The sequence below is a fragment of the Phenylobacterium sp. LjRoot97 genome (genome assembly GCF_964254345.1).
In the GTDB taxonomy this organism is placed as follows: domain Bacteria; phylum Pseudomonadota; class Alphaproteobacteria; order Caulobacterales; family Caulobacteraceae; genus Phenylobacterium.
Window position 1 is genome coordinate 2,136,674 of record NZ_CAXUTH020000001.1, and the last position, 23,477, is coordinate 2,160,150.

Below are 23,477 nucleotides of genomic sequence, written 5' to 3' on the forward strand. Positions count from 1 at the left end.
ATCGAGGCCGAGATGTTCCTGGACCGCTTCTTCCGCCCACGCACGACCCTGGCCATGGGTCAGAAGTTGTATGCCGGCGTCGTTGCGCAGGCGCGCACGCCCGCGCTCTACGAGGCCTATGGCGTGCCCGATACGGTCGAAGGCCGCTTTGAGCTCTACACGGTCCACGTCTTCCTGTTGTTGGATCGGCTGCGCGGGCAGGGCGGTCGCGCCGGCGAAACGTCGCAGGCCCTGTTCGACACCTACCTTGGCGCTTTGGACGACGCGCTGCGCGAGATGGGCGTCGGCGACCTTTCGGTCGGCAAGAAGATGCGCAAACTGGGCGAGGCCTTCTACGGCCGGGTGAAATCCTACGAATCGGCGTTCGCGGCCTTGCCGCAGACCGATCACCTGCACGCCTTGCTGGGCCGGACGGTCTACGCCCAGGGCGGAGGCGAACATGTCGCCGAACTTGGCGAGTATGTCGTGCGCCAGCGCGCCGCCCTCGCTGATCTGAAGCTCGAGAGCCTGCTCGAAGGCCGTGCGGATTGGGGCGCGGCATGAGCGGCTGGCGTCATATGGTGCGCCTCGCCGATCTGGCCCGCGGGCCGGTCAGCGTCACGCTGGAGCCCGATGCCGAGACGCGCGCGGCGATCGCCAAGGAACTCGGCCTCGTGAGCCTGCCCGCCTTGCAGGGCCGCGTAACGGCCCGCGCCTGGCTTGACGGCGCTGAGATCGGCGGCCGCTTCATGGCGACGGTCGAGCAGATCTGCGGCGTGACGCTCGATCCGTTCGAGTCGCGACTCGACGGCGACTTCCTGGTTCATGCGCTTCCCGCCGGGAGTCCCAACGCCCCAGCCGAATCGGAAGGCGGCGAGGTCGAGATGAGCCTTGAAGCGCCCGATCCGCCGGATGTGCTCGCTTCAGATGAAATCGATCTGGCCGGCTATCTGGTCGAGCATCTGGCGCTAGAGATCGATCCGTTCCCGCGCAAGCCGGGAGTGGAGTTCGACTACCAGCCGGACGTGGCTGAGGAATCTCCATTCGCGGTCCTGAAGCGCTTGAAGGACGATGGTGCGTGATCGGCTCTCCATTTGCATCAAGGCGCCTCGGGCCATATTCTGAGAATGCTTGCGGCGCGACGCTGTGAGGGGTGAAAACGGCGCCGTGACGAAATCCCTGACCATTTCAATTGATGCAATGGGGGGCGACCACGGTCCCTCCGTCGTGGTCCCCGGCGTCGCCCTGGCGGCGGCCGAGGCGCCCGCGTTGCGCTTCCTGCTGCATGGCGACGAGACGGCTATTCTAGCCGAACTCGCCAAGCATCCAGCCCTCAAGGACCGCGTCGAGGTCCGCCACGCGGAGCGTGTGGTGGCCATGGACGAGAAGCCCGCCCAGGCGCTGCGCCGGGGCAAGGGCACGTCGATGTGGTCCGCGATCGAGTCGGTGAAGTCCGGCGAAGCCCAGGGTTCCGTCTCGGCCGGCAACACCGGCGCCTTGATGGCGATCTCGCTCTTGATCCTGCGCATGAGCGTGGACGTCGAGCGGCCCTGTCTGGTGGTCGGCTGGCCTGGGGTGAAGGGAATCACCACGGTTCTCGACGTCGGGGCCAACGTCGATTGCGACGCCGAGCGCCTGGTCGAGTTCGCCATTCTGGGCGAGGCCTTCCATCGTGCGGCCCACGGCGTGGCCAAGCCGACCGTCGGCCTGCTGAACGTCGGCGCCGAGGACATGAAGGGCCACGAGGAAGTCCGCCAGGCGCATGGAATCCTGCGCAGCGGAAAGTTCGATCTGGACTATCGCGGCTTCGTCGAAGGCGACGACCTGTTTCAGAACAAGGTCGACGTTGTCGTCACCGACGGATTCACCGGCAATGTGGCGCTGAAGACCGCCGAAGGCGCGGGGCGCTACATCAGCGGTGAACTGCGTTCGGCGCTGACAAGCAGCGTCATTTCGAAGCTCGGCGCGCTGCTGGCCAAGTCCAGCCTGATGAAGTTCCGCGAAAAGCTGAGCCCCGACGCTGCGGCGCCTTTGCTCGGCCTCAATGGGGTGGTGGTGAAGAGCCACGGCGGCGCGTCAGACCGGGACATCGCCGCCGCGATCCGCATGGCCTCGAAGCTCGCGCAAAGCGACTTCGCAGCGGAGATCGAACGGAATATGACGCGGCTCACCGCCGCGGTGGCCGAACAGCAGCCGCCGGCCGTGGATGGAGCCGCCTGAGTGACTAAAGTTCTGCGTAGCGTCGTGACCGGTGTCGGGGGCTATCTGCCCGACGAGATCGTCACCAACACCGATCTGGCCCAGGTCGTCGACACGTCCGACGAATGGATCATCGAGCGCACGGGTATTCGCCAGCGCCATCGCGCGGCGAAGGATCAGCCCGTGTCCGACCTGGCTGTCGAGGCGGCCCGCATGGCCTTGGAGGCGGCGGGCAAGACGCCGGCCGACGTCGATCTGATCATCGTGGCGACGACGACGCCCGACCTGACCTTTCCGGCGACCGCGACCATCGTCCAGCGCAAGCTCGGTTGTCCGGTGGGCATCGCCTTCGACGTTCAAGCCGTGTGCTCTGGTTTCGTCTACGCGCTCTCGACCGCCGACGGCTTCGTTGCGCGCGGTCGCTCGAAGTGCGCGCTGGTGATCGGCGCCGAAACGATGACGCGCCTGATGGATTGGACCGATCGCGGCACCTGCGTCCTGTTCGGAGACGGCGCCGGCGCGGTCGTGCTCGAACCGCAGGAAGGCGAGGGGACGACGGCCGATCGCGGTCTGCTGGGCTTTGCGCTGCGCGCGGACGGTACGAAGCAAGACCTGCTCTACGTCGACGGCGGGGTCTCGACCAACGGCCAGATCGGGCATCTGCGCATGCAGGGCAACCAGGTCTTCCGGCATGCGGTCGTGAATATTTCCGAGGCGATCTTCGCCGCCGCTGCTGACGCGGGCGTCGCGATCGACGATGTCGACTGGTTCATCCCGCACCAGGCCAACCAGCGAATCCTCGAGGGCGTCGCGAAGCGCGTCGGCATTCAGGAGACGAAAGTGGTCTCCACCGTGTCCGAACACGCCAACACCTCGGCGGCGTCGATTCCGCTCGCGTGGTGGAAAGCGATGCAGGACGGCCGGATCAAGCCGGGCCAGATGCTGCTGCTGGAGGCCATGGGCGGCGGTCTGACCTGGGGCGCCTGCGTGGTTCGTCTGTAACGTTTGTTGCGAGACGCTTGCGTCTGGCGCGCGTAGGCGCGAGGGTGCATTTCAGACAATGACCCGTGAAGTCTTTGACCTGACGTGACAATCAGGTAGTGACGGCGGGTCAACTATTAGAGTAACGGTGTTTTTTCGGGGTAGGGGCGTTCATGAAAGGCGCGACGGTGACGCGGGCCGACCTGTGCGAGGCGGTTCATGAGGAAGTGGGGCTGACCCGGCAGGATTGTTCCGAGTTGGTCGAGCGTACGCTGGAACTCATGGCGCAGGCCCTCGAGAAGGGCGAGCAGGTGAAACTTTCCGGATTCGGCGTGTTCCAGGTGCGCGAGAAGCGCGCCCGCATGGGCCGCAATCCCAAGACCGGGGAACCGGCGGCGATCGAGCCGCGCCGGGTGATTGGCTTCCGGGCCTCCCAGGTCATGAAGGCGCGGGTGGACCGCGCCCTGGCGAAGTGAGGAAGGCGGCTAAGTGGCCAAGGGCCCGGACGCCTTTCGGACGATCTCGGAAGCAGCCGACGAGCTGAACGTTCCGCAGCACGTGCTGCGATTCTGGGAGACGAAGTTCTCCTTCATCCGACCGATGAAGCGTGCGGGCGGCCGGCGATTCTATCGTCCGCAGGACATTGCGGTCCTGCGCGGGGTCCGCGCGCTGCTGCACGACGCCGGATACACCATCAAGGGCGTCCAGAAACTCCATAAGGAGCAAGGCCTGAAGCGGCTTCTGGCCGCGGCGGACGGCGATGTGGGGCCACGGCCTGAGGGCGTGGCGCTGGACCTCGCCAACAGCGATTTGACCGAGGAAGGCCGCGAGCGCCTGTTGTTCGCGCTCGACGACCTGCAGAGCGCCAAGCGGCGTCTGGACACGTTGCTGGACAAGGGCTGACGGTCCGCGCCGGGCGAGATCGTCGTCGGACTTCGAAATTCAGCTTGCCCGCTCCGCCCAAGTGGTTAGAAGGGCCGCTCGCCGATGTCGGAGCGTGGCGCAGCCTGGTAGCGCACTTGACTGGGGGTCAAGGGGTCGCAGGTTCGAATCCTGTCGCTCCGACCATCGGCGAATTGGCCTTCGCGGCCTCCCCCCGCACAATAGTCGAGGTCGATTTTCGCAGACGCGGCGCTGCGCGCGAAAATTGTAGTGGCGCTGAGTTGCCACTAAAATTTGAGACTCGATTAACTAAGCCTGACCATCAATGCCCGGCATTGTTTGGGAGGGAACCACAATATGAAATCCTTGATTGGCGCTATTGCGGCCGGTTCGTTTGCTCTGGCCGGTTCGGCCGCTATGGCGCAGCCGGCGGTCGGCTCGTACGTCCAGGTGAACCTGGGCGCCGGCGTGGCCGGACAGACTGAATTCAACGTGTCGGAGCCGGGCTTCTCGGGCTCGCAAGACGCGGACGTCGATCCGGGCGTCTTCGGCAGCGTCGCCGTCGGTTGGAATTTTGACAACAGCATCGGGGTCGAAGCCGAGCTGCTCTACGGCAAGAACGATCTCGACACCGGCGATATGGATCGCGTCCTCGGCTACAACCTCGACGCTTCGGTCCAGACGACCGGCGTGATGGCCAACGCCTTCTACAACATCGGCGCTCTGGGCCCGGTCAACGCGCGCATCGGCGCGGGCGTGGGTTACGGGCAGTCGGAGTACGAGCTGCTCGGCGAGAGCGACAAGGGTGACGGCGTGATGTGGCAGGTCCTCGTCGGGGCCGGCTATCCGATCAGCGACAAGGTCAGCCTGGACGTGGGCTATCGCTACCTGAAGAGCGCGGAGTACGAAGTCTCTGACGCGACCACGAAGGTGAGCGCCGAAACCGGGGCGCACGTGCTGACGGTCGGAGCCCGCTTCGGGTTCTGATGTGCGCAGGCCGCCCGGCGACGGGCGGCCTCGCTACTTTCCGCGGTTCATCCAGCTGATGAGCGGCAGGATCGGCACGCCCCAGGCAAGTCCGCCGATCCCATAGAAGGCCAGCTGCGCAGCCCAGTGATCGGGCAGTCGCTCGCCGATCATCGTCATGATCCAGGCGTAGAAGCCCAGGAACAGGACGATACCAATACCACCAATGAACTTTCGGACGCGCGCGCTCATGCCATGCCTATAGGCGCCCGCGCGCGCGCCGTTAAGCCCCTAGCGCTTCTTGATGAGGCCCAGGAGGAACAGCAGGACGATCGCGCCGATCGTGGCGACGATGAAACTGCCGATCCAGCCGGCGAAGCTGAAGCCGACGAGGCCGGCAAGCCAGCCGCCGAGCAGCGCGCCGACCACCCCGACGAGCAGATTGGTCAGCAAACCGTGGTCGCGCTTCATCACTTTCTCGGCCACGAAGCCGGCGGCGATGCCGATAACGATCCACCCGATGATACCCACGCCCTGCATTGTCTTGCCCTCTGGTTGAGTCCCACTCACCAAATGCGGTCAAGCTTCCGTGGTTCCGCCTCCCGAGCATGGACCTGCGGCGCGATCTCCGATAGCGGATCGCCGTAAGAACGCCCTGAAGAGCCTGCACTTTAAGTCATGACCTCGTTCCTTCGTTCCGACCGGTCGCGCCCGGTCGCGGTTTGGCTGTTCATCGTCGCCGCCCTGGTGCTGGCGATGGTGGTCGTGGGGGGCGCGACGCGCCTCACCGATTCCGGCCTGTCGATCACCCAGTGGAAGCCCGTCACCGGCGCGCTGCCGCCGATGTCGGCCAAGGATTGGGCGGACGAGTTCGCGCTCTACAAGCAGATCCCGCAGTACCAGCAGGTCAACAAGGGCATGACCCTCGAGGCCTTCAAGGCGATCTATTGGTGGGAGTGGAGCCATCGGCTGCTCGGCCGGCTGGTGGGGGCGGCCTTCGCCCTGCCGTTCGCCTACTTCCTGATTCGGCGCGAACTGCCGCGGCGGCTCGTCGTTCGCTGCGTGGGGCTGTTCGTCCTCGGCGGCCTTCAGGGCGCAGTCGGCTGGTGGATGGTCGCGAGCGGTCTCGTGGAACGGGTCTCGGTGGCGCCCGAGCGCCTGGCGATTCACCTCGGCCTGGCGTTCGCCCTGCTGGGCGCCCTGGTCTGGACCGCGCTTGACGCGTGGTCCGGCGCGCCGCGGCAGACGGTGCCCAGCCCCTGGACCCGGGGCGCATGGGCTCTCATCGGGCTGATCTTCTTCCAGATCCTGCTGGGGGCGTTGGTGGCCGGCAACGACGCCGGCTTCGTCTACAACGACTGGCCGCTCATGAACGGCGCGCTGTTCCCGCAGGACTACGCCAACGACGGTCTCTGGGCGACGCTGGCGCACAGCCAGGCGGCCGTACAGTTCAACCACCGCATCGTGGCCTACCTGCTGACGATCGTCGGCCTGGCGATGGCCTGGGTGGCCTCGCGTTCGCGCTACCTGCCGGCGGAGGCCAAGCTGCTCGCCCAAGCCACCGGCGCGGCCATCCTGCTGCAGGCGCTGCTGGGCGTCGTGACCCTGGTCGCCGGGGTGCCCGTTTGGCTTGGCATGGCCCATCAGGTGACGGCGGCTCTGGTGCTGTCGCTGGCCGTGGCGTTTGGCTGGCGGGTGCGCCGTCCCTAGGCCTTGAGGGATCGCCAGGGCCCGGTGATCGCGAGCGTGCAGCCGGGCGAGTAGATGTTCACGAACAAGGTCGACCCGTCGGGCGAGAAGCAAACGCCGGCAAGCTCCGATGTCCCGCGGATCTTCGCCCCAGGCAGGGTCTGGGCGTTGCGACCGATCGTGTAGACCTGCCCCTGGGGCGTGATGGCGCGCAGGTAGTTGGTGCCGCCGACCTTGTCCTCGCAGGTGACGATGTGTCCCCAGGGCGCGATGGCCAGGTTGTCGGCCATCTCCATGACCCGAATGTCGGCGGGCTCGACAAACAGCTGCAGGCGACCGGGCTCGTCCGCTTCGCCGGCCTGGCCCTCGTGCGCGCTCGGCACATAGCGCATGACCTGGCCGTGGAACTTCGGTCCGCCGCTGGTGCAGGTGAAGAAGAGCTCGCCCTGGCCGAAGAAGATGCCTTCTCCGCGGGCGAACCATGAGGCGCCGGCCGCCTTGCCGCGCTGGCGCAGGTCGTTGTTGGGGTTGTCGACCCCGTCGAGATCGACCCAGCGAACGTTGCGCCAGTCGCCTTGCTTCCAGGACACCGCATCCCAGTTGCGCGGATCGCCGTCGCCGACCACCGCGAGCGCCTGCAGCCGGCCGCCCGCCTGCAGCTTGCGCCGGTCGTTGGGCAGGTAGCGGTAGAACAGGCCTTTGCCGTCGATCTCGTCCTCGGTCATATAGATGACGCCGGTGCGCGGATCGACGGCGCAGGCCTCGTGCTTGAAACGGCCCATCGCGGTGAGCGCCACCGGCTCGGCCAGCCCGCGCAGGCGGGAAGGGACCTCGAAGACCCAGCCGTGATCCTTCTTCACGCCCTGGCCCGCCTTCACGACCGTTTCCTCGCAGGTGAGCCACGAGCCCCAGGGGGTGACGCCGCCAGCGCAGTTGACCGCCGATCCGGCGAGGCTGAGGTGCTGGGCCTTCAGTTCGTGGGTCTTGAGGTCGTAGATCAGGGTGCTGGTCCCGCCGCCGAGCGGCAGGCCCTCGCTGTCGGTGTCATAGAGATCGGAGGCGGCGATCTTGCCAGCCAGGCTGCGGTTGTCGCCGAAGGCGGTGATCTGGATGTCGCGGGGCGGGGGGCTGATCTCGTGGTTGCGCACCAGGGCGACGCGGTTGCGGCCGGCGGGGAAGCAGCCCATGCCGTCCATCTTGCCGGCCGCGACCAGTCCGTCGTCCATCTGGTCGCCGGCGCGCGAGATCACCTTGTAGGAAAAGCCCTCGGGCAGGTCGAAGATCTCGGCCGGGTCGCGGCGCAGCGGGCCGTAGCCTGCGATCTCGCTGGCGTAACCCGGGTTGGAGTAGCCCTCGGCGTCGGCGGTGACCTGGGCGTTCGCATATCGCGCCAAGCCGGTGAAGGCGGCGGTGGCGGCTGCGGTCTGAAGGAACTGGCGACGCGACGCGAACATGGGAATTTTCCAGCATGGCTCATGGACGAGACGCGACCATAGAAGCTTGAGTGCTGAAATTGACGGTATTATGATACCTATCGCAGCAAAGCCTTGCGTGGCAACGTGTTGCGCGCTTTGTGTCGCAATCGGTGTTGACAGGCGGTTGGTAACCCCGTACTAGCCGCGCCCTCGCCGGGACCTTTCTCGTCCCGCCAACCTAACGGACCCGTTCCCATGATGAAGACGACGGCTTCGCTGAAGCCCGCCGACGTCGAGAAGAAGTGGATCGTGATCGATGCAGAGAACGCCGTGGTCGGCCGTCTCGCTTCGTTCATCGCCATGCGTCTTCGCGGCAAGCACCGCCCGGACTACACCCCGCACGTCGATTGCGGCGACTACGTCGTCGTCGTCAACGCCGACAAGGTGAAGTTCACCGGCAAGAAGCTGCAGGACAAGACCTACTACTGGCACACCGGCTATCCGGGCGGCATCAAGGAACGCACCGCGGACAAGATCCTCGGCGGCAAGTATCCGGAGCGCATCCTGGAAAAGGCCGTTGAGCGCATGCTGCCCAAGGAAAGCCCGCTGGCCCGCAAGCAGATGACGCACCTGCGCATCTACAATGCCGGCGAGCATCCGCACGAAGCGCAGAACCCCGAGAACATCGCGTTCGCTTCGCTGAACGCCAAGAACGTGCGGAGCCTGTAAGACAGATGTCCGAGACCCAAGGTTTCGAGGCCCTGCAAGGCCTCTCGTCCAACCCGCAAGCCGCTCCGGCTGAACCGAAGATCGACGCTCAAGGCCGCGCCTATGCGACCGGCAAGCGCAAGAACGCGATCGCCAAGGTCTGGATCAAGCCCGGCAAGGGCACGATCACGATCAACGGCCGCGACCAGGAAGTGTACTTCGCTCGCCCGGTGCTGCGCATGATGATCGCCCAGCCGTTCCAAGTGACCGATCGCGTCGGCCAGTTCGACGTCATCGTCTCGGTCGAAGGCTCGGGCCTGTCGGGTCAAGCCGGCGCCATCCGCCACGGCCTGTCCAAGGCTCTGACCTACTACGAACCGGCCCTGCGCCCGGTCTTGAAGCCGCACGGCTTCCTGACCCGCGACAGCCGCGTCGTCGAGCGTAAGAAGTACGGCAAGGCCAAGGCCCGCCGCAGCTTCCAGTTCTCGAAGCGCTAACCGCGCGCGAGCACTCGCGTTTGGGAAGGGCGCTTCGGGCAACCGAGGCGCCCTTTCTGTTTTTCGGCCTAGATTTCTGGATCACCGACCATGGCCCACACCGTATTCATCGATGGCGAAGCCGGCACCACCGGCCTGCAGATTCGGCAACGGCTGGAAGGCCGTCGCGATCTCGAGCTCGTTTCGATCGATCCGGCCAAGCGAAAGGATCCAGCCGCGCGGGCCGAGTTGCTGAACGGGGTCGATGTCGCGATCCTCTGCCTGCCGGACGACGGCGCGCGTGAGGCTGTCTCGCTGATCACCAATCCCGCCGTGAAGATCGTCGACCCGTCGACGGCCCATCGGGTCGATCCCGCCTGGGTGTTCGGGTTCCCGGAATGGAAGCCGGGACACCGCGAGGCGATCGTGGCCTCCAAGCGCATCACCAATCCGGGCTGCTGGTCGACGGGGTTCATCGGCCTCATGGCGCCGCTTGTCCGGGACGGGCTGGTGCCGGCCGACACGCCGATCAGCGTGCATGGCGTCTCGGGCTACTCCGGCGGCGGCCGTGGGCTGATCGAGGAGTTCGAACAGCAACCCGCGCCGCAGGGCACCCAGGACGCTTACCGCGCCTATGGCCTGCCGCTGACCCACAAACACCTGCCCGAGATGATGGGCTACACAGGGATGCAGCGCCGTCCGCTGTTCGCGCCGGCGGTCGGACGCTACGCCCAGGGCATGCTGGTCGAGATCCCGCTGCACCTCTGGGCGATGCCGAAGCAGCCGACGCTGACTGCCCTGCGCGACTCGCTGGCCGCCGCCTATGAGGGCGAGGCCTTCGTGTCGGTGGCCTCGGAAGCCGAGTGCGCCGCCGTTGAAAAAGCCCGCGCGGGAGCAGCCGGCTACAACGCCGATCTGGATCCGGAGGCGCTGAACGGCACCAACCGCATGAAGCTCTACGTGTTCGGCAACGAGGCCGAGGGCGAAGCGCGGCTGGTGGCGGTGCTCGACAATCTGGGCAAGGGCGCTTCGGGCGCGGCGGTCCAGAATCTGAACCTGATCCTCGGGTTGGCGGAAGGCGAGGGGCTATGACCCTGCGCCGGGCCAACCCCGCCGACGCGGCGCCGGTGGCCCGGCTGCAGCGGCACGTCGTAAGCGTATCGCTGCCCTACCTCCCGGACCTCCACACGCCCGAGGAAGACCTCTGGTTCTTCAGCGAGCGGCTGTTTCCAGAGAACGAGGTGTGGGGCGCTGAAGTTGACGACCAGATCGTCGGTTATGTGGCGTTCAAACCGGGCTGGGTAAGCCATCTCTATATTCACCCGGACCACCAGGGGCAGGGGATCGGCCCGCAGCTGCTCGCCAAGGCGCTCGAGGACGGCGCGCCACGGGAATTGTGGACGTTTCAGCAGAACGCGCGAGCCCGCCGCTTTTATGAGGCGCGCGGTTTCGAACTGGTGCGGCTGACGGACGGCGCCGACAACGAAGAAAAGACCCCCGACGCGCTCTATCGCTGGGCTGGCCGCTAGGCTTGCATCCGCCTGCCGGAGAGCGCCGTATCTCCTGGCATGAGCAAGATCGACCGACGCGCCTTCCTGATGGGATCGGCTCTGGCTTGCGTCCCGGCTTTGGCCGCCGCGGCTGACGATCCCTATGCCGCCTCGCCCTGGCGCAAGCTGTCCGACGCCGAGTGGCGCAAGCGCCTGGATACGGCGACCTACAACGTCCTCCGTAGGGAGGCGACCGAGATGGCCGGCACCAGTCCGCTCAACAAGGAAAAGCGGAAGGGAACCTACGTCTGCGCCGGCTGCGCGCTTCCGCTGTTCGTTTCTCAGTGGAAATTCGAGAGCGGCACGGGTTGGCCCAGCTTCTACACGGCCATCAAGGGCTCCTTGGGCAAGAAGACCGACTTCGCCATCGGCGTGCCGCGGACGGAGTATCACTGCGCCAGGTGTCTTGGACATCAAGGCCACGTCTTCCCGGACGGACCACGACCCACGGGCTTGCGGTACTGCAACAACGGCGATGCGCTGAGGTTCGTCTCGGCATAGCTTGGGCGCATGCCGACCATCTATTTCCTGACCCACCCCGAGGTCGTGATCGATCCTGCGGTCCCGATCACGCGTTGGCCGCTGTCTGACGTCGGGCGCAGGCGGATGGGGCGCTTCATCGAGATGCTAGACGGGCGAGGTCTTGCCGCTGTGCTGTCCAGCGACGAGCAGAAGGCGTTGGACGGCGCGGAGATGATCGCGGCGGCGCAGGGCGTGCCGCACCTGATCGATCCCGAGCTCGGCGAGAACGATCGCGAGTCGACTGGGTTTCTTGCGCCACCGGAATTTTGGGAGGTCGTCGAGCAGTTCTTCAGCCGGCCGGACGAGAGCATCCGCGGCTGGGAGCGGGCGCGGGACGCACAGGCGCGGATCGTCCGGGCGGTCGAGCGGGCGGTGCGGGAAGCGCCGGCGGGCGACCTGGCGATCGTCTCGCACGGCGGCGTCGGCAGATTGCTGGCGGCGCACCTGGACGGTGTTGAAATCGGCCAGGAGGCCAGGCCCGAGCACCCGGGCGGGGGCTGTTGGCTCGAGGTCGACCGGGGTCAGTTGACGATCTCGCGGTCGTGGAACTCGATCGCCGACGCCTGATTTCTCGGCAGGTATCCGACCGAGGCTTCCAGCAACCTGCCGAGGCTACTTGGCGATCGCCGCCAGCACGTGGTCGACGCCGCGCAGGACGGCGTCGGAATGGGTCAGGCCAAGCAGGGTCGCGTGCTGGGCCTTGGGCTCGTTCTCATAGTAGCCGGCGCGGGAGTTCCGTTCCGGCGCGCGGCGGACGACGTTCCAGGCCGACATGCGGTTCTCGTCTCCGGCGGTGATCACGGCGACGGGCCACTTAGGGTCCAGTTGCACGGCCGCAGCCTGCACGGCGCCTTGAGGCCAGACCAGGACTTCGTCGGAAGCGGTGCGCGCGTGTCGGCCGGAAACGAAGGCGTGGCGCTTTTCGGCCTGTCCCTGTGGCGGCAGCCCGATGCGGTCGCCCATGTAGTAGGCGATCTTCGTCAAGCCGAGGCTGCCGGCGATGGCGCTCACGCGGGAGACCATCTGCACGCGGTTGAGGAACTTCTGAGCCGCCGGGTTCGCCGCCATCTCCGGCGTCGTCGCCTCGAGCAAGACCAGGCCGGCGACCTGCTCGGGATGTTGTCCGGCGTAGAGACGGATGTGCTGCCCGGCCATCGAGTGGGCCATGAAAACAAAGGGGCCGGTTTCCCCTGAGGCGGCGATCAGCTTGGCCAGATCGGCGGCGATCGCGGCACTGTCGCGGGGTTTGGGGCCGGGATCCGAAAAGCCCATGCCCGCGCGGTCATAGGCGCAGGAGCGGATCCCCTTGGCGGCCAGCCGCTGCTGGATCGCGGCGAAGTCGGCGGCCAGCCCCCAGGCGCCGGCCTCCATCCAGATCACCGGCTGGTCCGACTTCGGGCCCGCACAAACGAGGCGCAGCTTGCGGCCGCCGATGTCGACATAGCGGCCGCTGGGCTCGAACGGGCCCGACCAAGCGACCAGAGCCAGGCCCGAGCCCACCCACAGGGCGAGCAAGGCCGCCAGCCCCAGCAACACCGTCTTGATCATCACGCCCCCGAAAGCTCAGCCGCCTAAGACTTCACCTTCACATAGGAACCGGGCGCGGCCTCGATAGGGGCGAACTTGCCTTTCGCGGGATCGCGGGCCGGGACCAGGCCGCCGGACTTGGCCCGTAGCCACTCGGCCCAGTGCGGCCACCAGGAGCCGGGCGTCTCGACGGCGCCGCCCATCCACTGCTCGACGCTCTCCGGCAGATTGCTGTTGGTCCAGTGCTGATACTTGTTGGCCACCGGAGCGTTGATCACGCCGGCGATGTGGCCCGAGCCGGCGAGGGTGAAGGTCACCGGACCGCCGAACAGCCGCGCGCCGCGATAGACCGAGCGGGCCGGTGCGATGTGGTCCTCCTTCGAAGATTGCACATAGACCGGGGTCTTCACGTTCTTCAGGTCGAGCTTGACGTTGTCGAGCACCAGCTCGCCCTTCGACAGCGCGTTCTCACCGTAGAACTTGCGCAGGTAGAACAGGTGCAGCGCCTTGGGCATGCGGGTCTGGTCGGAATTCCAGAACAGCAGGTCGAAGGGCTTGGGTTCCTTACCCATCAGGTAGTTGTTCACGAAGAACGACCAGATCAGGTCGTTGGCGCGCAGCGAGTTGAAGGTCTCGGCCATGGCCTGGCCCGACAGTACGCCGCCGGCGGCGTCCATCTGCTTTTCCAGGTCGGACAACCAGTCCTCGTTGGTGAACAGCAGCAGGTCGCCGGCTTCGGCGAAGTCCTGCTGGGCGGCGAAGAAGGTGGCCGAGGAGATCCGCTCGTCGTTCTTGGCCGCCATGTGCGCCAGCGACGAGGAGAGCAGGGTGCCGCCGATGCAGTAGCCGACGGTGTTGACGCGATCGACGCCGGCCTGGGTCATCGCCGCGTCCGTGGCCGCGTAGATGCCTTGGTGCATGTAGTCTTCGAACGTCTTGCCGGCGAGCGTCGGATCCGGATTGACCCAGGAGGCGACGAACACCGTGAAGCCCTGGTCGGTGAGCCAGCGGATCATCGAGTTCTCGGGGCGCAGGTCGAGGATGTAGAACTTGTTGATCCACGGCGGGAAGATCAGCAGCGGGATCTCGTGGACCTGGTCGGTCGTCGGATTGAACTGCAGCAGCTGCAGGATCTCGTTCTGGAAGACGACCTGGCCTGGCGCGGTGGCGACGTTCTCGCCGATCTTGAACATCTGATAGTCGGTCTGGCTGATCGCCAACTGACCGCCGCCGCGGGTCAGGTCCGCCGCGAAGTTCTCCATTCCCTTGACCAGCGACTCGCCGCGACTGGCCATCGCTTCGCGCAGCGCCGCCGGATTTGAGGCCAGGAAGTTCGACGGCGAGAAGGCGTCGGTGAGCATCTTCATGAAGAACTCGACCCGGCGCTTGGTCATGCCATCGACGCCGTCGACCTCGGCGACCAGTCCGTTCAGCCAGTTCGACGTCAGCAGATAGGACTGCTTGATCACGTCGAAGACCGGGTTCTCGGCCCAGTCCGGGTCATTGAACCGCTTGTCGCCGCGCTCGGGCTGGACCACCGGCTCGACGGTTTCACCGCCGGCTCGGCGGGCGGCGCTCTGCCAAAGCTCGAGATAGCGTTGGAACAGATCGGCCTGGGCGCGGACGAGGCGATCGGGCTGGGCGATCAGACGCCCCATCACGTCGGTCAGGGCGGGGGCCACGTGGAACGGATCGGGCTGCAAGCCCGCAGGGCGCTCGGCCTGGCGCAGGGCCGCCTCGGCGATCGCGCCCTGTGCGGTCAACGCGGCTCGGGCCAGGTTGGTCGAGAGCTTCTCCATCATCTCGCGCTGTTCGGCGCTCAGCTGCTCGAAGCTCGACGCGTTCGCGGCTTCAGGCGCAGCCCGCGCCTCGACGGCGACCTCTGGCGGCGGCATGGCGGCGGACTTGGTCTTCGCGGCCTTGCTGGCTGCCTTGACCTTCTTCTTCGCCTTGGCTTTCGGCGGCGCCGTGGCCTGATCGCTCATCGCCCGTTGTCCTCCCGCATGCGCATTCCTTTGGAGCGAAAGCGCCCACGCTCTTCCGCCCGACGCGATAGTGGCATAAGACCGAGACGGAAATGAACGCGCCGCTTCGACTTTTTGCATGTTCGTCGCTTGGAGCCTCCGCCCGGGCGCTGCTCGGTTGCGCTTCGCTGGCCGTGCTGGCGGCGGGATGCGCGGCCAATCCGTTCTCTGAAGCCAAGGTGGATCCGAATTCGGCCGTGGCCGAAGACGTGGCGCGGATGGCCCATGAGTCGCGGGCCTTCCCGACCTTTGCCCAGATCCCGCCCATGCCGGCGGCGCAGCGGCCGGTCGCTGAATGGGGCAAGGCGGCGGACCAACTTGAGATCGCCGGGGCCAAGGTCGATCAGGCGACGGCGCCGAACACCTGGACGTTGACCGGCACAGAGCGATTCGTGGCGCGCGCCCGTTCGCAGGCTGGTCCGGATATTGGGTCGGACGCGTCGACGACACCGTCCAGCGAGGCGTTCGCCAAGGAACTTCGGGAGCGAGCTACCCCGCCTCCGTCGCCGCGGTAGTTCGGCAGGCGGAGGCAAAAATGACCTTGAACCTGCTTGGCTCGCCCCGTCGCGGGGGCTATCCATGCGCGACTTCAGCTCCCCATCGCCGCGAGCGTCGCGGCCAGAGCTCAAAATGACTCCCGAATTCCACCGTATCCGCCGGCTCCCGCCCTACGTCTTCGAAGAAGTGAATCGCATCAAGGCGCGGCTGCGCGGCGAGGGCGTCGACATCATCGACTTCGGCATGGGCAACCCGGATATGCCGACGCCCAAGCACATCGTCGACAAGATGATCGAGACGGCGCGCGATCCCAAGGCGGGTCGCTACTCCGCCTCGAAAGGCATCGCCGGCCTGCGCAAGGCCATGGCCGGCTATTACAAGAAGCGGTTCGACGTCGAGCTGAACCCCGACACCGAGGTCATTGCGACGCTCGGCTCGAAGGAAGGCTTCGCGAACCTCGCCCAGGCCCTGACGGCGCCCGGCGACGTCGTCATCTGCCCGAACCCGGCCTATCCGATCCACGCCTACGGCTTCATCATGGCCGGCGGGGTGATCCGCCACGTGCCGGCGCCGTCGCCGGAAGAGTACCTGGCGGGGATCAGCCGCGCGGTGAAGCACTCCGCGCCGCCGCCCAGCGTGCTGATCCTGTCCTATCCGTCGAATCCGACGGCCCAGTGGGTCGATCTGGACTTCTACAAGGAGGCCGTGGCGCTGGCGAAGAAGCACGACATGCTCGTGCTCTCCGACATCGCCTATTCGGAAATCTACTTCGAGGACAATCCGCCCCCGTCGATCCTGCAGGTCGAGGGCGCCAAGGATATCGCCGTCGAGGTCAATTCGCTCTCCAAGACCTACGCCATGGCCGGCTGGCGCGTCGGCATGGTGGTCGGCAATGCGCGGATGTGCGCGGCGCTGGCGCGTGTGAAGTCATATCTCGACTACGGCGCCTACACGCCGATCCAAGTCGCGGCCGCGGCGGCGCTGAACGGCCCGCAGGATTGCGTCGACGAGATCCGCGCGATCTACAAGGGCCGTCGCGACACCCTGGTGTCTTCGATGAAGCGCGCCGGCTGGGACATCCCGCCGCCGCCGGCCTCGATGTTCGCCTGGGCTCCGCTGCCGGAGAAGTTCAAGGAAGCCGGTTCAATGCTGTTCGCCAAGCTGCTGATCGAGGAGGCCGGTGTCGCCGTCGCTCCGGGCGTGGCCTTTGGCGAGTACGGCGAGGGCTATGTGCGTATCGGGCTCGTCGAGAACGAGCACCGCATCCGGCAGGCGGCGCGCAACGTGAAGAAATTTCTGGCCAACGCCGAGGAGATCCTCGGCCGGGCCCACAACACCATGGCGGCGCAATGAGTAAAACTGAGTGGCGGGTCGGCGTCGCAGGCCTGGGTACGGTCGGCGGCGGCCTGCTGAACTTCCTGTCGGATCAGGGTGGCTTCGCGCCGGCTGGCGGCCAGGCGGTCGTGACCGGCGTGTCGGCGCGTTCGCGGTCGCGCCCGCGGCCGTTCGATATCTCGAACCTGCCCTGGTATGACGACCCCGTCGAGCTGGCCAAGTCGCCGGACGTCGACATCTTCGTCGAGTTGATCGGCGGATCCGACGGTCCGGCGAAGGCTGCTGTCGAGGCGGCGCTCAACGCCGGCAAGCCTGTCGTGACCGCCAACAAGGCGCTGATCGCCGAACATGGCGCGGAACTCGCCGCCCTGGCCGAATCCAAGGGCGTGCCGCTGCTGTTCGAGGCCGCGGTGATGGGGGGAACTCCGGCAGTGAAGATGCTGCGCGAGGCCATGGTCGGCGACGACGTGAAGTCGGTGGCCGGCATCCTCAACGGCACCTGCAACTACATCCTCTCGGAGATGGACAGCGGCGGGCGTTCGTTCGCCGACGTGCTGTCCGAGGCTCAGCGCCTCGGCTACGCCGAATCCGATCCGACCATGGACGTCGGCGGCTTCGACGCCGCGCACAAGATCTCGATCCTGGCCGCGCTGGCGTTCGGCTGCGCGCCGAACTACGCCGCCGCCGAGATCGAAGGCATCGATCAGGTCGCGTTGCTCGACATCCAGCTGGCCAAGGACCTGGGCTACAAGATCAAGCTCATCGCCTCGGCGGACCGGTCCGACGAGGGCGTGCTGGTGCGCGTTCACCCGACCCTGGTGGCTCAGAACCATCCGCTGGCCCAGGCCGGCGGCGCCCTCAACGCACTGTTCATCGAGGGCACGCGGATCGGCCGGATCTTCATCCAGGGGCCCGGCGCCGGCTCGGGACCGACCGCGGCCGCCGTCGCTGCTGACATCGCCGACGTAATGACGGCCGCCAAGCGCCCGGTCTTCCAGGCTCCGGCCAAGTCGCTGAAGCCCTTCACGCCGGTCGACCCGGCCCGGAGCCTGAGCCGCGCCTATCTGCGGTTCCTGGTCAAGGACGAGCCCGGCGTCATCGCCGCGGTCTCCGAGACGCTGGCGGAGGCAGGGGTCTCGATCGAGAGCTTCCTGCAGAAGCCGGTGGAAAACGCCGAAGGCGTGCCGATCGTGCTGACGACGCACGCCGTGGCGGAATCGGTCCTGACGGCGGCGATCGACCGCATCGCCAATCTACCGGCGGTGCTGGAAAGACCGCGCCTCTTGCGGATCGCCCGCATATAAGAATCCACGGATAGTCTGCGCCGATCGAGGCGCTGGGAGAGACGGATGAGCTCGCAAGATCTGGATCGCGGTCTGGTTATGGACGCGGTCCGGGTGACGGAGATCGCTGCGATCGCCGCCTGGAAGCTGGTCGGGCGGGGCGACGAGAAGGCCGCCGACCAGGCCGCCGTGGACGCCATGCGCACGGCGCTGAACGACCTCGACATCAACGGCGAGATCGTTATCGGCGAGGGCGAGCGCGACGAGGCCCCGATGCTCTACATTGGCGAGAAGGTCGGTCGCGGCAAAGGCCCGGCCATCGACATCGCGCTCGATCCGCTGGAAGGCACGACCCTGACCGCCAAGGCGATGGCCAACGCGCTGGCCGTGATGGCCTGGGCGCCCAAGGGCAGCCTGCTGAACGCGCCCGACACCTACATGGACAAGATCGCCTGCGGTCCCGGCTATCCGGCGGGCGTGATCGATCTCGACAAGACACCGGCCGAGAACGTCAGAACGCTGGCGGAGGCCAAGGACGTCGATCCGTCGGAAATCACCGTCTGCGTGTTGGATCGCCCGCGGCATGCCGAGATCATCGCCTCGGTCCGCTCGGTGGGCGCGCGTGTTCACCTGATCACCGACGGCGACGTCGCCGGGGTGATCAACACGTCGGATCCGACGACCGGCGTTGATCTCTACATCGGCCAGGGCGGCGCGCCGGAGGGCGTTCTGGCCTGCGCGGCGCTGAAGTGCGTGGGCGGCCAGTTTCAAGGTCGCCTGGTGTTCCGTAACGCCGACGAGAAGGCGCGTGCGGCGCGGGTCGGGATCACCGACCTCAACAAGAAGTACGATCTGCACGAGATGGTCCGCGCCGACGCGATCTTCGCGGCGACCGGCGTCACCAACGGCGCGCTGCTGGACGGCGTGGCCTACGAGGACGGCTTCGTCCACACCCACACCTTGGTGATGAACTCCTCGACCCGCACGGTGCGTGAAGTGCGGATGAAGCGGCCGGTCTAGGGCCGTGCCGGACGGGGACACGGCGGCAGGTTATCTCGGCGTTGCGCGGTCGCTCACTGGGCGTGCGTGGCGCGAGCGGCCGGCCGATCCCGCCGTCGTACGCCGTCACCAGCTGGCGCTCGGCCTTTCTGAACCCCTGGCGCGGGCGCTGGCCTCGCGTGGGGTCAGCGCCGACGGCGGCGAGACCTATCTCAATCCTACGCTCAAGGCGCAGTTCCCCGATCCGTCGAGCTTCCTCGACATGGACCGGGCCGCAGCGATCCTGATCGACGCGCTGCTCGCGAACCGGTCGATGACCGTGTTCGCGGACTACGACGTGGACGGCGCCTCGAGCGCCGCCCAGCTGGTCCGCTGGTTCCGTGTGATGGGCATGGAACTTCCGATCTATGTCCCCGACAGGATGACGGAGGGCTACGGCCCGTCGCCAGCGGCGTTCCGCAAGATCCGTGAATCCGGGGTCGACCTCGTCGTCACCGTCGACTGTGGCGCGGCCGCCTACGAGGCGCTGGCCTGCGCCAAGGAGATCGGGCTCGAAGTGGTGGTGATCGACCACCACCTGATGCGCGACCAGATCCCCGACGTCGCCGCTTTGGTGAACCCCAACCGCCCCGGTTGCGAGTCGGGGCAGGGCGTCCTAGCCGCGGCGGGGGTGGCCTTCGTGCTTCTGGCGGCCCTGAATCGTGAGGCGAGGGGGAGGGGCCTGTTTCAGGACCGGGCTGAACCGGACTTGCGCCAATGGCTGGATCTGGCGGCCCTCGGCGCGATTTGCGACGTCACCCAGCTCGTCGGATTCAATCGCGCGCTGACGGCGCAAGGCCTGAAGGTGATGTCGGCCTGGCGCAATCCCGGCCTGAAGGCGCTGCTGGAGGTCGCGAAGGGCTCCGGTCCGGCGAGCGTCTTCCATGCCGGCTTCATACTTGGCCCGCGCATCAACGCCGGCGGCCGCATCGGCCGCTCGGACCTCGGCGCTCGGCTGCTGTCGACCGACGACCCCGAAGAGGCGGCCGCCCTCGCTGTGGAGCTCGACGCCCTCAACGCCTCTCGCAAGGAGGTCGAGAAGGAAATTTTCGACGAGGCCGTGAGCATCGTCGACCGTGAAAGCAACCAGATGGACGCGCCGATGGCGCTGGTCGCGGCTGACGGCTGGCATCCCGGCGTGATCGGCATCGTGGCGAGCCGCCTGCGCGAACGCTACCGCAAGCCGACCATGGTCATCGGCGTCGATCGCGCTGCGAACGTCGGCAAGGGGTCGGGGCGGTCCCAGCCGGGCGTGAACCTCGGCCGGGCCGTGCAGGCCGCGTTCGATGAGGGGTTGCTCCTGGCAGGCGGCGGACACGCCATGGCGGCCGGCTTGTCGGTGCGGCCGGAGCTCATTCCCGATCTGCGGGCTTTCCTCAACGAGCGCATCGCCGCCGAGGCCGAAATCGCGGCCGCTGAGGACGCCTTGGATATCGACGCCTTGGTCACGGCGGGCGGGGCCGACAGGGGGCTCTGGACGGCCTTCCAGGCGATGGCTCCCTTTGGGCCCGGCAATCCCGAGCCGATGTTCGCGGCGGCCAATGTCCGCGTCGAGCGCCCCATGGCTCTGCGTGGCGGCCACGTGCGGGTCACGCTGACCGACGGGTCAGGCGGCCGGCTGAAGGCCGTGGCCTGGCGTGCTGAAGAGACTGAGCTGGGCCGGGCGCTGCTCGGCGGGGCCGGAGCGATCCACGTCGCCGGTCGCCTGAAGCCCGATGACTGGCAGGGACGCGAGAGCGTGGAGCTCGAAATCGAAGACGCCGCTGACCCCCGTCGCGTTGGCTGAGCCCTGAGCCAGAAGGGCCTAGGGCCTCTGCTTCGCGTTCGAATAACGGTGTGCTGAAAAAGGTTTGAGCAAGGCGCTTGCGCCCCCGAAGATTCGCCCATATAGACACCGCTCTCGCGGACGCGGTCCCTTCGTCTATCGGTTAGGACGCCAGGTTTTCAACCTGGAGAGAGGGGTTCGACTCCCCTAGGGACTGCCACCGCGAGGCTCCCCAAAAGCACCCATTCACGACGCTGGCGCGAAGATTGCGACCGCCGCGTGTGCTGCGCGTGAAATGCCCCATTGACGGCACTAGCGTAACGAGAACACTGTTCTAGTTGGCCATATCCGAAAGGATCGGGGGGAGACCGGGGCCAGAGGGGCAGATGTCTGGTTACGAATTCGAGGGATTAGGTCCACACGAAGAAGCCGTGCGGATCAGCGGGCGTGTGAAGTGGTTCGACGCCGGCAAAGGTTATGGATTTGTCGTTCCTGACGACCCCAATCAAACGGGGCTCAAGGACGTGTTGCTTCACGTCACAAGTCTTCGCAATTCGGGCCGCGAAAGCGCGCTCGAAGGTGCGGTGATCGTCTGTGACGTGATCCGACGTCCAAAGGGGTGGCAGGTCGCCGAGGTGCTGGAGGTGGATGAGAGCTCAGCTCCGCCACCCTCGGACCGCCGACGACACGACGAGGGGCATCACGGACGCAGCTTCGATCGCGGGGGCTTCGGCGCCCGTCCTCAGCGCCGTCCGTTGACTCCGCGTGGTCCGTTGGAGCGCGCCAAGGTGAAGTGGTTCAACCGCGCAAAGGGCTACGGTTTCGTAGTTCGCGATGGGGAGACCGGCGACATCTTCGTGCACATTGAAACCCTGCGGAGGTCCGGGATTGAGGACCTGCAGCCGGGCGACGATGTCATGGTGCGGTTCGCGGAAGGCCCGAAGGGGCTTGTCGTCGCCGAGATCGAGTCTGTAGGTCTGGCCTAGAGTCTTTCGGGACTCTCGACCTGGGGGCGCGACGCTCGTCGCGCTCCGGACCCACTGCTCGGAGGTTTCCGGTGCCTAGTCAGATGAGGCTGCGACGCGGCCTGACCGTGCTCGTCGGCGCGCTGTCGCTTCTCGCGGCGTGTGCGCAGGAACCGGCGGCGCAAGAGGCTGCGACTCACGCTGCGCCTGCACCTTCAGGTGCGGTGTCGACGTCGGGCGCCGGCGCGGTCGGAAAGCCGCCTGCGGGTTTCGAGGCGCTGGAGGCCGTGACGCCGTCCGGCCGAACCCGTTTCTTCGTCGAGATCGCCGACACCGACGCCGAGCGCGAGAAGGGGCTGATGTTCCGCAAGGAAGTGCCGCCCGACCGCGGCATGCTGTTCGACTTCAAGACGCCGCGTGAGGTGGCGTTCTGGATGAAGAACACCCTGATCCCGCTGGACATCATCTACATCCGCACGGACGGCACGGTCCTGTCGATCGCCCGCAACACCACGCCGCTGTCTGAGGCGCCGATCCCTTCAGGCGGTCCAATCGTCGGCGTCCTGGAACTGGCCGGCGGCCGGGCGGGTGAGATCGGCCTGATGCCGGGCGATCGGATCGAGCACCGGATCTTCAAGCGTGACTGACAAGGATGTGGTGCCGGCGCCTCCGGCCGGGTTTGTGCCGTCGGGCAGCCGCGGTCCGTTCTCAAGTCACAATGGACCATATTTTCACCGCGCCGAAATGGGCGACGTCACCGAGCAGGCCTTCTATGCCTTGCCGCGCCACGCCAACGGCCTGGGGTTGGTTCACGGAGGCATGCTGACCGCTTTTCTCGACGGTCTGATGGGCGCTGCGGTCTATCGCTCCGCGCGCCAGACCGCGGTCACGATCCATCTCTCGATCGATTTCCTGCACATGGCGCGGGTCGGGGAGTGGGTGATGGGCGAGGCGCGGGTGACGCGCGCGACGCGTGACGTCGCCTTCGTCGAAGCGCGTGCGCACGTGGCCGGCACGGACGTCGTGCGTGGATCCGCTGTGTTTAAGTTGATGCGTCGCCACGGATAGGCGGCGGCGCGCGACTTTGTTCAATTGCGGGAAAGGCCAAAGCCTTATATCCCGCCCACGCCGGCTCTTCGGGGTGTAGCGCAGCCTGGTAGCGCATCTGCTTTGGGAGCAGAGGGTCGCAGGTTCGAATCCTGCCGCCCCGACCACGCCGGTAAGAATTCTATGAGGCTTCGCATGCTCGCGCGCATCTATCGTCCGGCCAAGAACGCCATGCAGTCCGGCAAGGCCAAGACCAAGGACTGGGTGCTGGAGTTCGAGCCGGACTCGGCCCGTCGCTCGGACCCGCTGATGGGCTGGACCCTGACCAGCGACATGAACGGCCAGATTCGTCTGTCCTTCGAGACCAGCGACGAGGCGGTGGCTTACGCGCAGGCGCACGGCATTCCGTTCCAGATCACCGAGCCGAAGGCGCCCAAGCGCATCCTGAAGGCCTACGCCGACAACTTCGCCTACAATCGCAAGCAGTCCTGGACGCACTAGCGGCCTGCCAGGCGCCCATAGCTCAACCGGATAGAGCATCCGCCTTCTAAGCGGACGGTTGCAGGTTCGAGTCCTGCTGGGCGCGCCAGACCGCCGGGCGCCTTGGGCGTTCTAGTCGCTGGGGGAG

Annotated in this window: 28 protein-coding genes and 4 tRNA genes; 27 read left to right on the top strand and 5 right to left on the bottom strand. The window is 66.7% G+C overall.

Features of this window, described 5'->3' with window-relative positions; genetic code table 11:
• Positions 1–12 precede the first annotated feature (12 nt).
• From ACSQ2H_RS10685 to ACSQ2H_RS10720, 8 genes are all read left to right on the top strand, one after another.
• The gene (locus ACSQ2H_RS10685; protein ID WP_436061378.1) at positions 13–543 is read left to right on the top strand and encodes a ubiquinol-cytochrome C chaperone family protein; all 531 of its coding nucleotides are present in this window, start codon (positions 13–15) and stop codon (positions 541–543) included.
• Entirely contained in the window at positions 540–1,061 is a 522-nt protein-coding gene (locus ACSQ2H_RS10690) for a YceD family protein (RefSeq protein ID WP_436061379.1), read from the top strand. Before ACSQ2H_RS10685 ends, ACSQ2H_RS10690 begins: the two co-directional genes overlap by 4 nt.
• A gap of 85 nt (positions 1,062–1,146) precedes the next feature.
• A complete protein-coding gene (gene plsX, locus ACSQ2H_RS10695; RefSeq protein ID WP_436061380.1) occupies positions 1,147–2,199 on the top strand; it encodes a phosphate acyltransferase PlsX in 1,053 nt (350 codons plus the stop codon).
• Positions 2,200–3,180 (top strand): beta-ketoacyl-ACP synthase III, encoded by a 981-nt coding sequence (locus tag ACSQ2H_RS10700; protein WP_436061381.1) that lies wholly within the window; start codon positions 2,200–2,202, stop codon positions 3,178–3,180.
• 152 nt (positions 3,181–3,332) lie between these two features.
• A complete protein-coding gene (locus ACSQ2H_RS10705; RefSeq protein WP_056019003.1) occupies positions 3,333–3,635 on the top strand; it encodes an integration host factor subunit alpha in 303 nt (100 codons plus the stop codon).
• A gap of 13 nt (positions 3,636–3,648) precedes the next feature.
• Positions 3,649–4,062, top strand: coding sequence for a MerR family transcriptional regulator (locus ACSQ2H_RS10710; RefSeq protein WP_436061382.1), 414 nt, complete (start codon positions 3,649–3,651; stop codon positions 4,060–4,062).
• An 88-nt stretch (positions 4,063–4,150) separates the two neighbouring features.
• Positions 4,151–4,227: transfer RNA gene (locus ACSQ2H_RS10715), tRNA-Pro, on the top strand.
• A 171-nt stretch (positions 4,228–4,398) separates the two neighbouring features.
• Positions 4,399–5,028, top strand: a complete 630-nt coding sequence (locus ACSQ2H_RS10720; protein WP_436061383.1) for an outer membrane protein — start codon at positions 4,399–4,401, stop codon at positions 5,026–5,028.
• Between the two features lie 33 nt (positions 5,029–5,061).
• Here the strand turns inward: ACSQ2H_RS10720 and ACSQ2H_RS10725 are convergent, their stop codons facing one another.
• Positions 5,062–5,259 carry a DUF2842 domain-containing protein gene (locus ACSQ2H_RS10725; RefSeq protein WP_183769954.1) on the bottom strand — a complete coding sequence of 66 codons (198 nt, stop codon included), beginning with the start codon at positions 5,257–5,259 and terminating at the stop codon, positions 5,062–5,064.
• A gap of 39 nt (positions 5,260–5,298) precedes the next feature.
• Positions 5,299–5,547 (bottom strand): GlsB/YeaQ/YmgE family stress response membrane protein, encoded by a 249-nt coding sequence (locus ACSQ2H_RS10730; RefSeq protein ID WP_436061384.1) that lies wholly within the window; start codon positions 5,545–5,547, stop codon positions 5,299–5,301.
• A gap of 138 nt (positions 5,548–5,685) precedes the next feature.
• On the opposite strand from ACSQ2H_RS10730, the gene ACSQ2H_RS10735 reads away from it, so the two are divergent.
• Entirely contained in the window at positions 5,686–6,717 is a 1,032-nt protein-coding gene (locus ACSQ2H_RS10735; RefSeq protein WP_436061385.1) for a COX15/CtaA family protein, read from the top strand.
• On the opposite strand, the gene ACSQ2H_RS10740 is transcribed toward ACSQ2H_RS10735, so the two are convergent.
• Complete coding sequence (locus tag ACSQ2H_RS10740; RefSeq protein WP_436061386.1) at positions 6,714–8,150, bottom strand: alkaline phosphatase PhoX; 1,437 nt, start codon at positions 8,148–8,150, stop codon at positions 6,714–6,716. The genes ACSQ2H_RS10735 and ACSQ2H_RS10740 overlap by 4 nt on opposite strands.
• A gap of 216 nt (positions 8,151–8,366) precedes the next feature.
• Between ACSQ2H_RS10740 and rplM the strand changes: the two genes are divergently transcribed.
• From rplM to ACSQ2H_RS10770, 6 genes are all read left to right on the top strand, one after another.
• Positions 8,367–8,840: a 50S ribosomal protein L13 gene (rplM, locus tag ACSQ2H_RS10745; protein ID WP_436061387.1), complete on the top strand. Its 474-nt coding sequence runs from the start codon at positions 8,367–8,369 to the stop codon at positions 8,838–8,840.
• A 5-nt stretch (positions 8,841–8,845) separates the two neighbouring features.
• Entirely contained in the window at positions 8,846–9,316 is a 471-nt protein-coding gene (rpsI, locus tag ACSQ2H_RS10750) for a 30S ribosomal protein S9 (protein ID WP_056019023.1), read from the top strand.
• A 90-nt stretch (positions 9,317–9,406) separates the two neighbouring features.
• The gene (gene argC, locus ACSQ2H_RS10755; protein WP_436061388.1) at positions 9,407–10,387 is read left to right on the top strand and encodes an N-acetyl-gamma-glutamyl-phosphate reductase; all 981 of its coding nucleotides are present in this window, start codon (positions 9,407–9,409) and stop codon (positions 10,385–10,387) included.
• A complete protein-coding gene (locus ACSQ2H_RS10760) occupies positions 10,384–10,824 on the top strand; it encodes an N-acetyltransferase family protein (protein WP_436061389.1) in 441 nt (146 codons plus the stop codon). Before argC ends, ACSQ2H_RS10760 begins: the two co-directional genes overlap by 4 nt.
• Positions 10,825–10,863: 39 nt before the next feature.
• A complete protein-coding gene (gene msrB, locus ACSQ2H_RS10765; RefSeq protein ID WP_436061390.1) occupies positions 10,864–11,346 on the top strand; it encodes a peptide-methionine (R)-S-oxide reductase MsrB in 483 nt (160 codons plus the stop codon).
• A gap of 9 nt (positions 11,347–11,355) precedes the next feature.
• Complete coding sequence (locus ACSQ2H_RS10770; protein ID WP_436061391.1) at positions 11,356–11,934, top strand: histidine phosphatase family protein; 579 nt, start codon at positions 11,356–11,358, stop codon at positions 11,932–11,934.
• Positions 11,935–11,979: 45 nt separating this feature from the next.
• Here the strand turns inward: ACSQ2H_RS10770 and ACSQ2H_RS10775 are convergent, their stop codons facing one another.
• Positions 11,980–12,915, bottom strand: coding sequence for an alpha/beta hydrolase (locus ACSQ2H_RS10775; RefSeq protein WP_436061392.1), 936 nt, complete (start codon positions 12,913–12,915; stop codon positions 11,980–11,982).
• A 23-nt stretch (positions 12,916–12,938) separates the two neighbouring features.
• Positions 12,939–14,879, bottom strand: a complete 1,941-nt coding sequence (phaC, locus tag ACSQ2H_RS10780; protein WP_436061393.1) for a class I poly(R)-hydroxyalkanoic acid synthase — start codon at positions 14,877–14,879, stop codon at positions 12,939–12,941.
• 92 nt (positions 14,880–14,971) lie between these two features.
• Between phaC and ACSQ2H_RS10785 the strand changes: the two genes are divergently transcribed.
• The 12 genes from ACSQ2H_RS10785 (at position 14,972) to ACSQ2H_RS10840 (ending at position 23,438) form a co-directional block, all read left to right on the top strand.
• Positions 14,972–15,433 carry a hypothetical protein gene (locus ACSQ2H_RS10785; protein WP_436061394.1) on the top strand — a complete coding sequence of 154 codons (462 nt, stop codon included), beginning with the start codon at positions 14,972–14,974 and terminating at the stop codon, positions 15,431–15,433.
• Positions 15,434–15,548: 115 nt separating this feature from the next.
• Complete coding sequence (locus ACSQ2H_RS10790) at positions 15,549–16,769, top strand: LL-diaminopimelate aminotransferase (protein WP_436061395.1); 1,221 nt, start codon at positions 15,549–15,551, stop codon at positions 16,767–16,769.
• Positions 16,766–18,055: a homoserine dehydrogenase gene (locus tag ACSQ2H_RS10795; protein ID WP_436061396.1), complete on the top strand. Its 1,290-nt coding sequence runs from the start codon at positions 16,766–16,768 to the stop codon at positions 18,053–18,055. Before ACSQ2H_RS10790 ends, ACSQ2H_RS10795 begins: the two co-directional genes overlap by 4 nt.
• A 45-nt stretch (positions 18,056–18,100) precedes the next feature.
• Positions 18,101–19,054: a class II fructose-bisphosphatase gene (glpX, locus tag ACSQ2H_RS10800; RefSeq protein ID WP_436061397.1), complete on the top strand. Its 954-nt coding sequence runs from the start codon at positions 18,101–18,103 to the stop codon at positions 19,052–19,054.
• Positions 19,055–19,058: 4 nt separating this feature from the next.
• Positions 19,059–20,858 carry a single-stranded-DNA-specific exonuclease RecJ gene (recJ, locus tag ACSQ2H_RS10805; RefSeq protein WP_436061398.1) on the top strand — a complete coding sequence of 600 codons (1,800 nt, stop codon included), beginning with the start codon at positions 19,059–19,061 and terminating at the stop codon, positions 20,856–20,858.
• Positions 20,859–20,982: 124 nt separating this feature from the next.
• Positions 20,983–21,057 (top strand) — tRNA-Glu (locus tag ACSQ2H_RS10810).
• A gap of 166 nt (positions 21,058–21,223) precedes the next feature.
• Positions 21,224–21,823 (top strand): cold-shock protein, encoded by a 600-nt coding sequence (locus ACSQ2H_RS10815; RefSeq protein WP_436061399.1) that lies wholly within the window; start codon positions 21,224–21,226, stop codon positions 21,821–21,823.
• Positions 21,824–22,026: 203 nt separating this feature from the next.
• Complete coding sequence (locus ACSQ2H_RS10820) at positions 22,027–22,449, top strand: DUF192 domain-containing protein (protein WP_436061400.1); 423 nt, start codon at positions 22,027–22,029, stop codon at positions 22,447–22,449.
• 97 nt (positions 22,450–22,546) lie between these two features.
• Complete coding sequence (locus ACSQ2H_RS10825) at positions 22,547–22,870, top strand: PaaI family thioesterase (protein WP_436061401.1); 324 nt, start codon at positions 22,547–22,549, stop codon at positions 22,868–22,870.
• A gap of 69 nt (positions 22,871–22,939) precedes the next feature.
• Positions 22,940–23,016 (top strand) — tRNA-Pro (locus ACSQ2H_RS10830).
• Between the two features lie 28 nt (positions 23,017–23,044).
• Positions 23,045–23,350, top strand: coding sequence for an ETC complex I subunit (locus ACSQ2H_RS10835; protein WP_436061402.1), 306 nt, complete (start codon positions 23,045–23,047; stop codon positions 23,348–23,350).
• Between the two features lie 11 nt (positions 23,351–23,361).
• Positions 23,362–23,438: transfer RNA gene (locus tag ACSQ2H_RS10840), tRNA-Arg, on the top strand.
• Positions 23,439–23,477 lie beyond the last annotated feature (39 nt).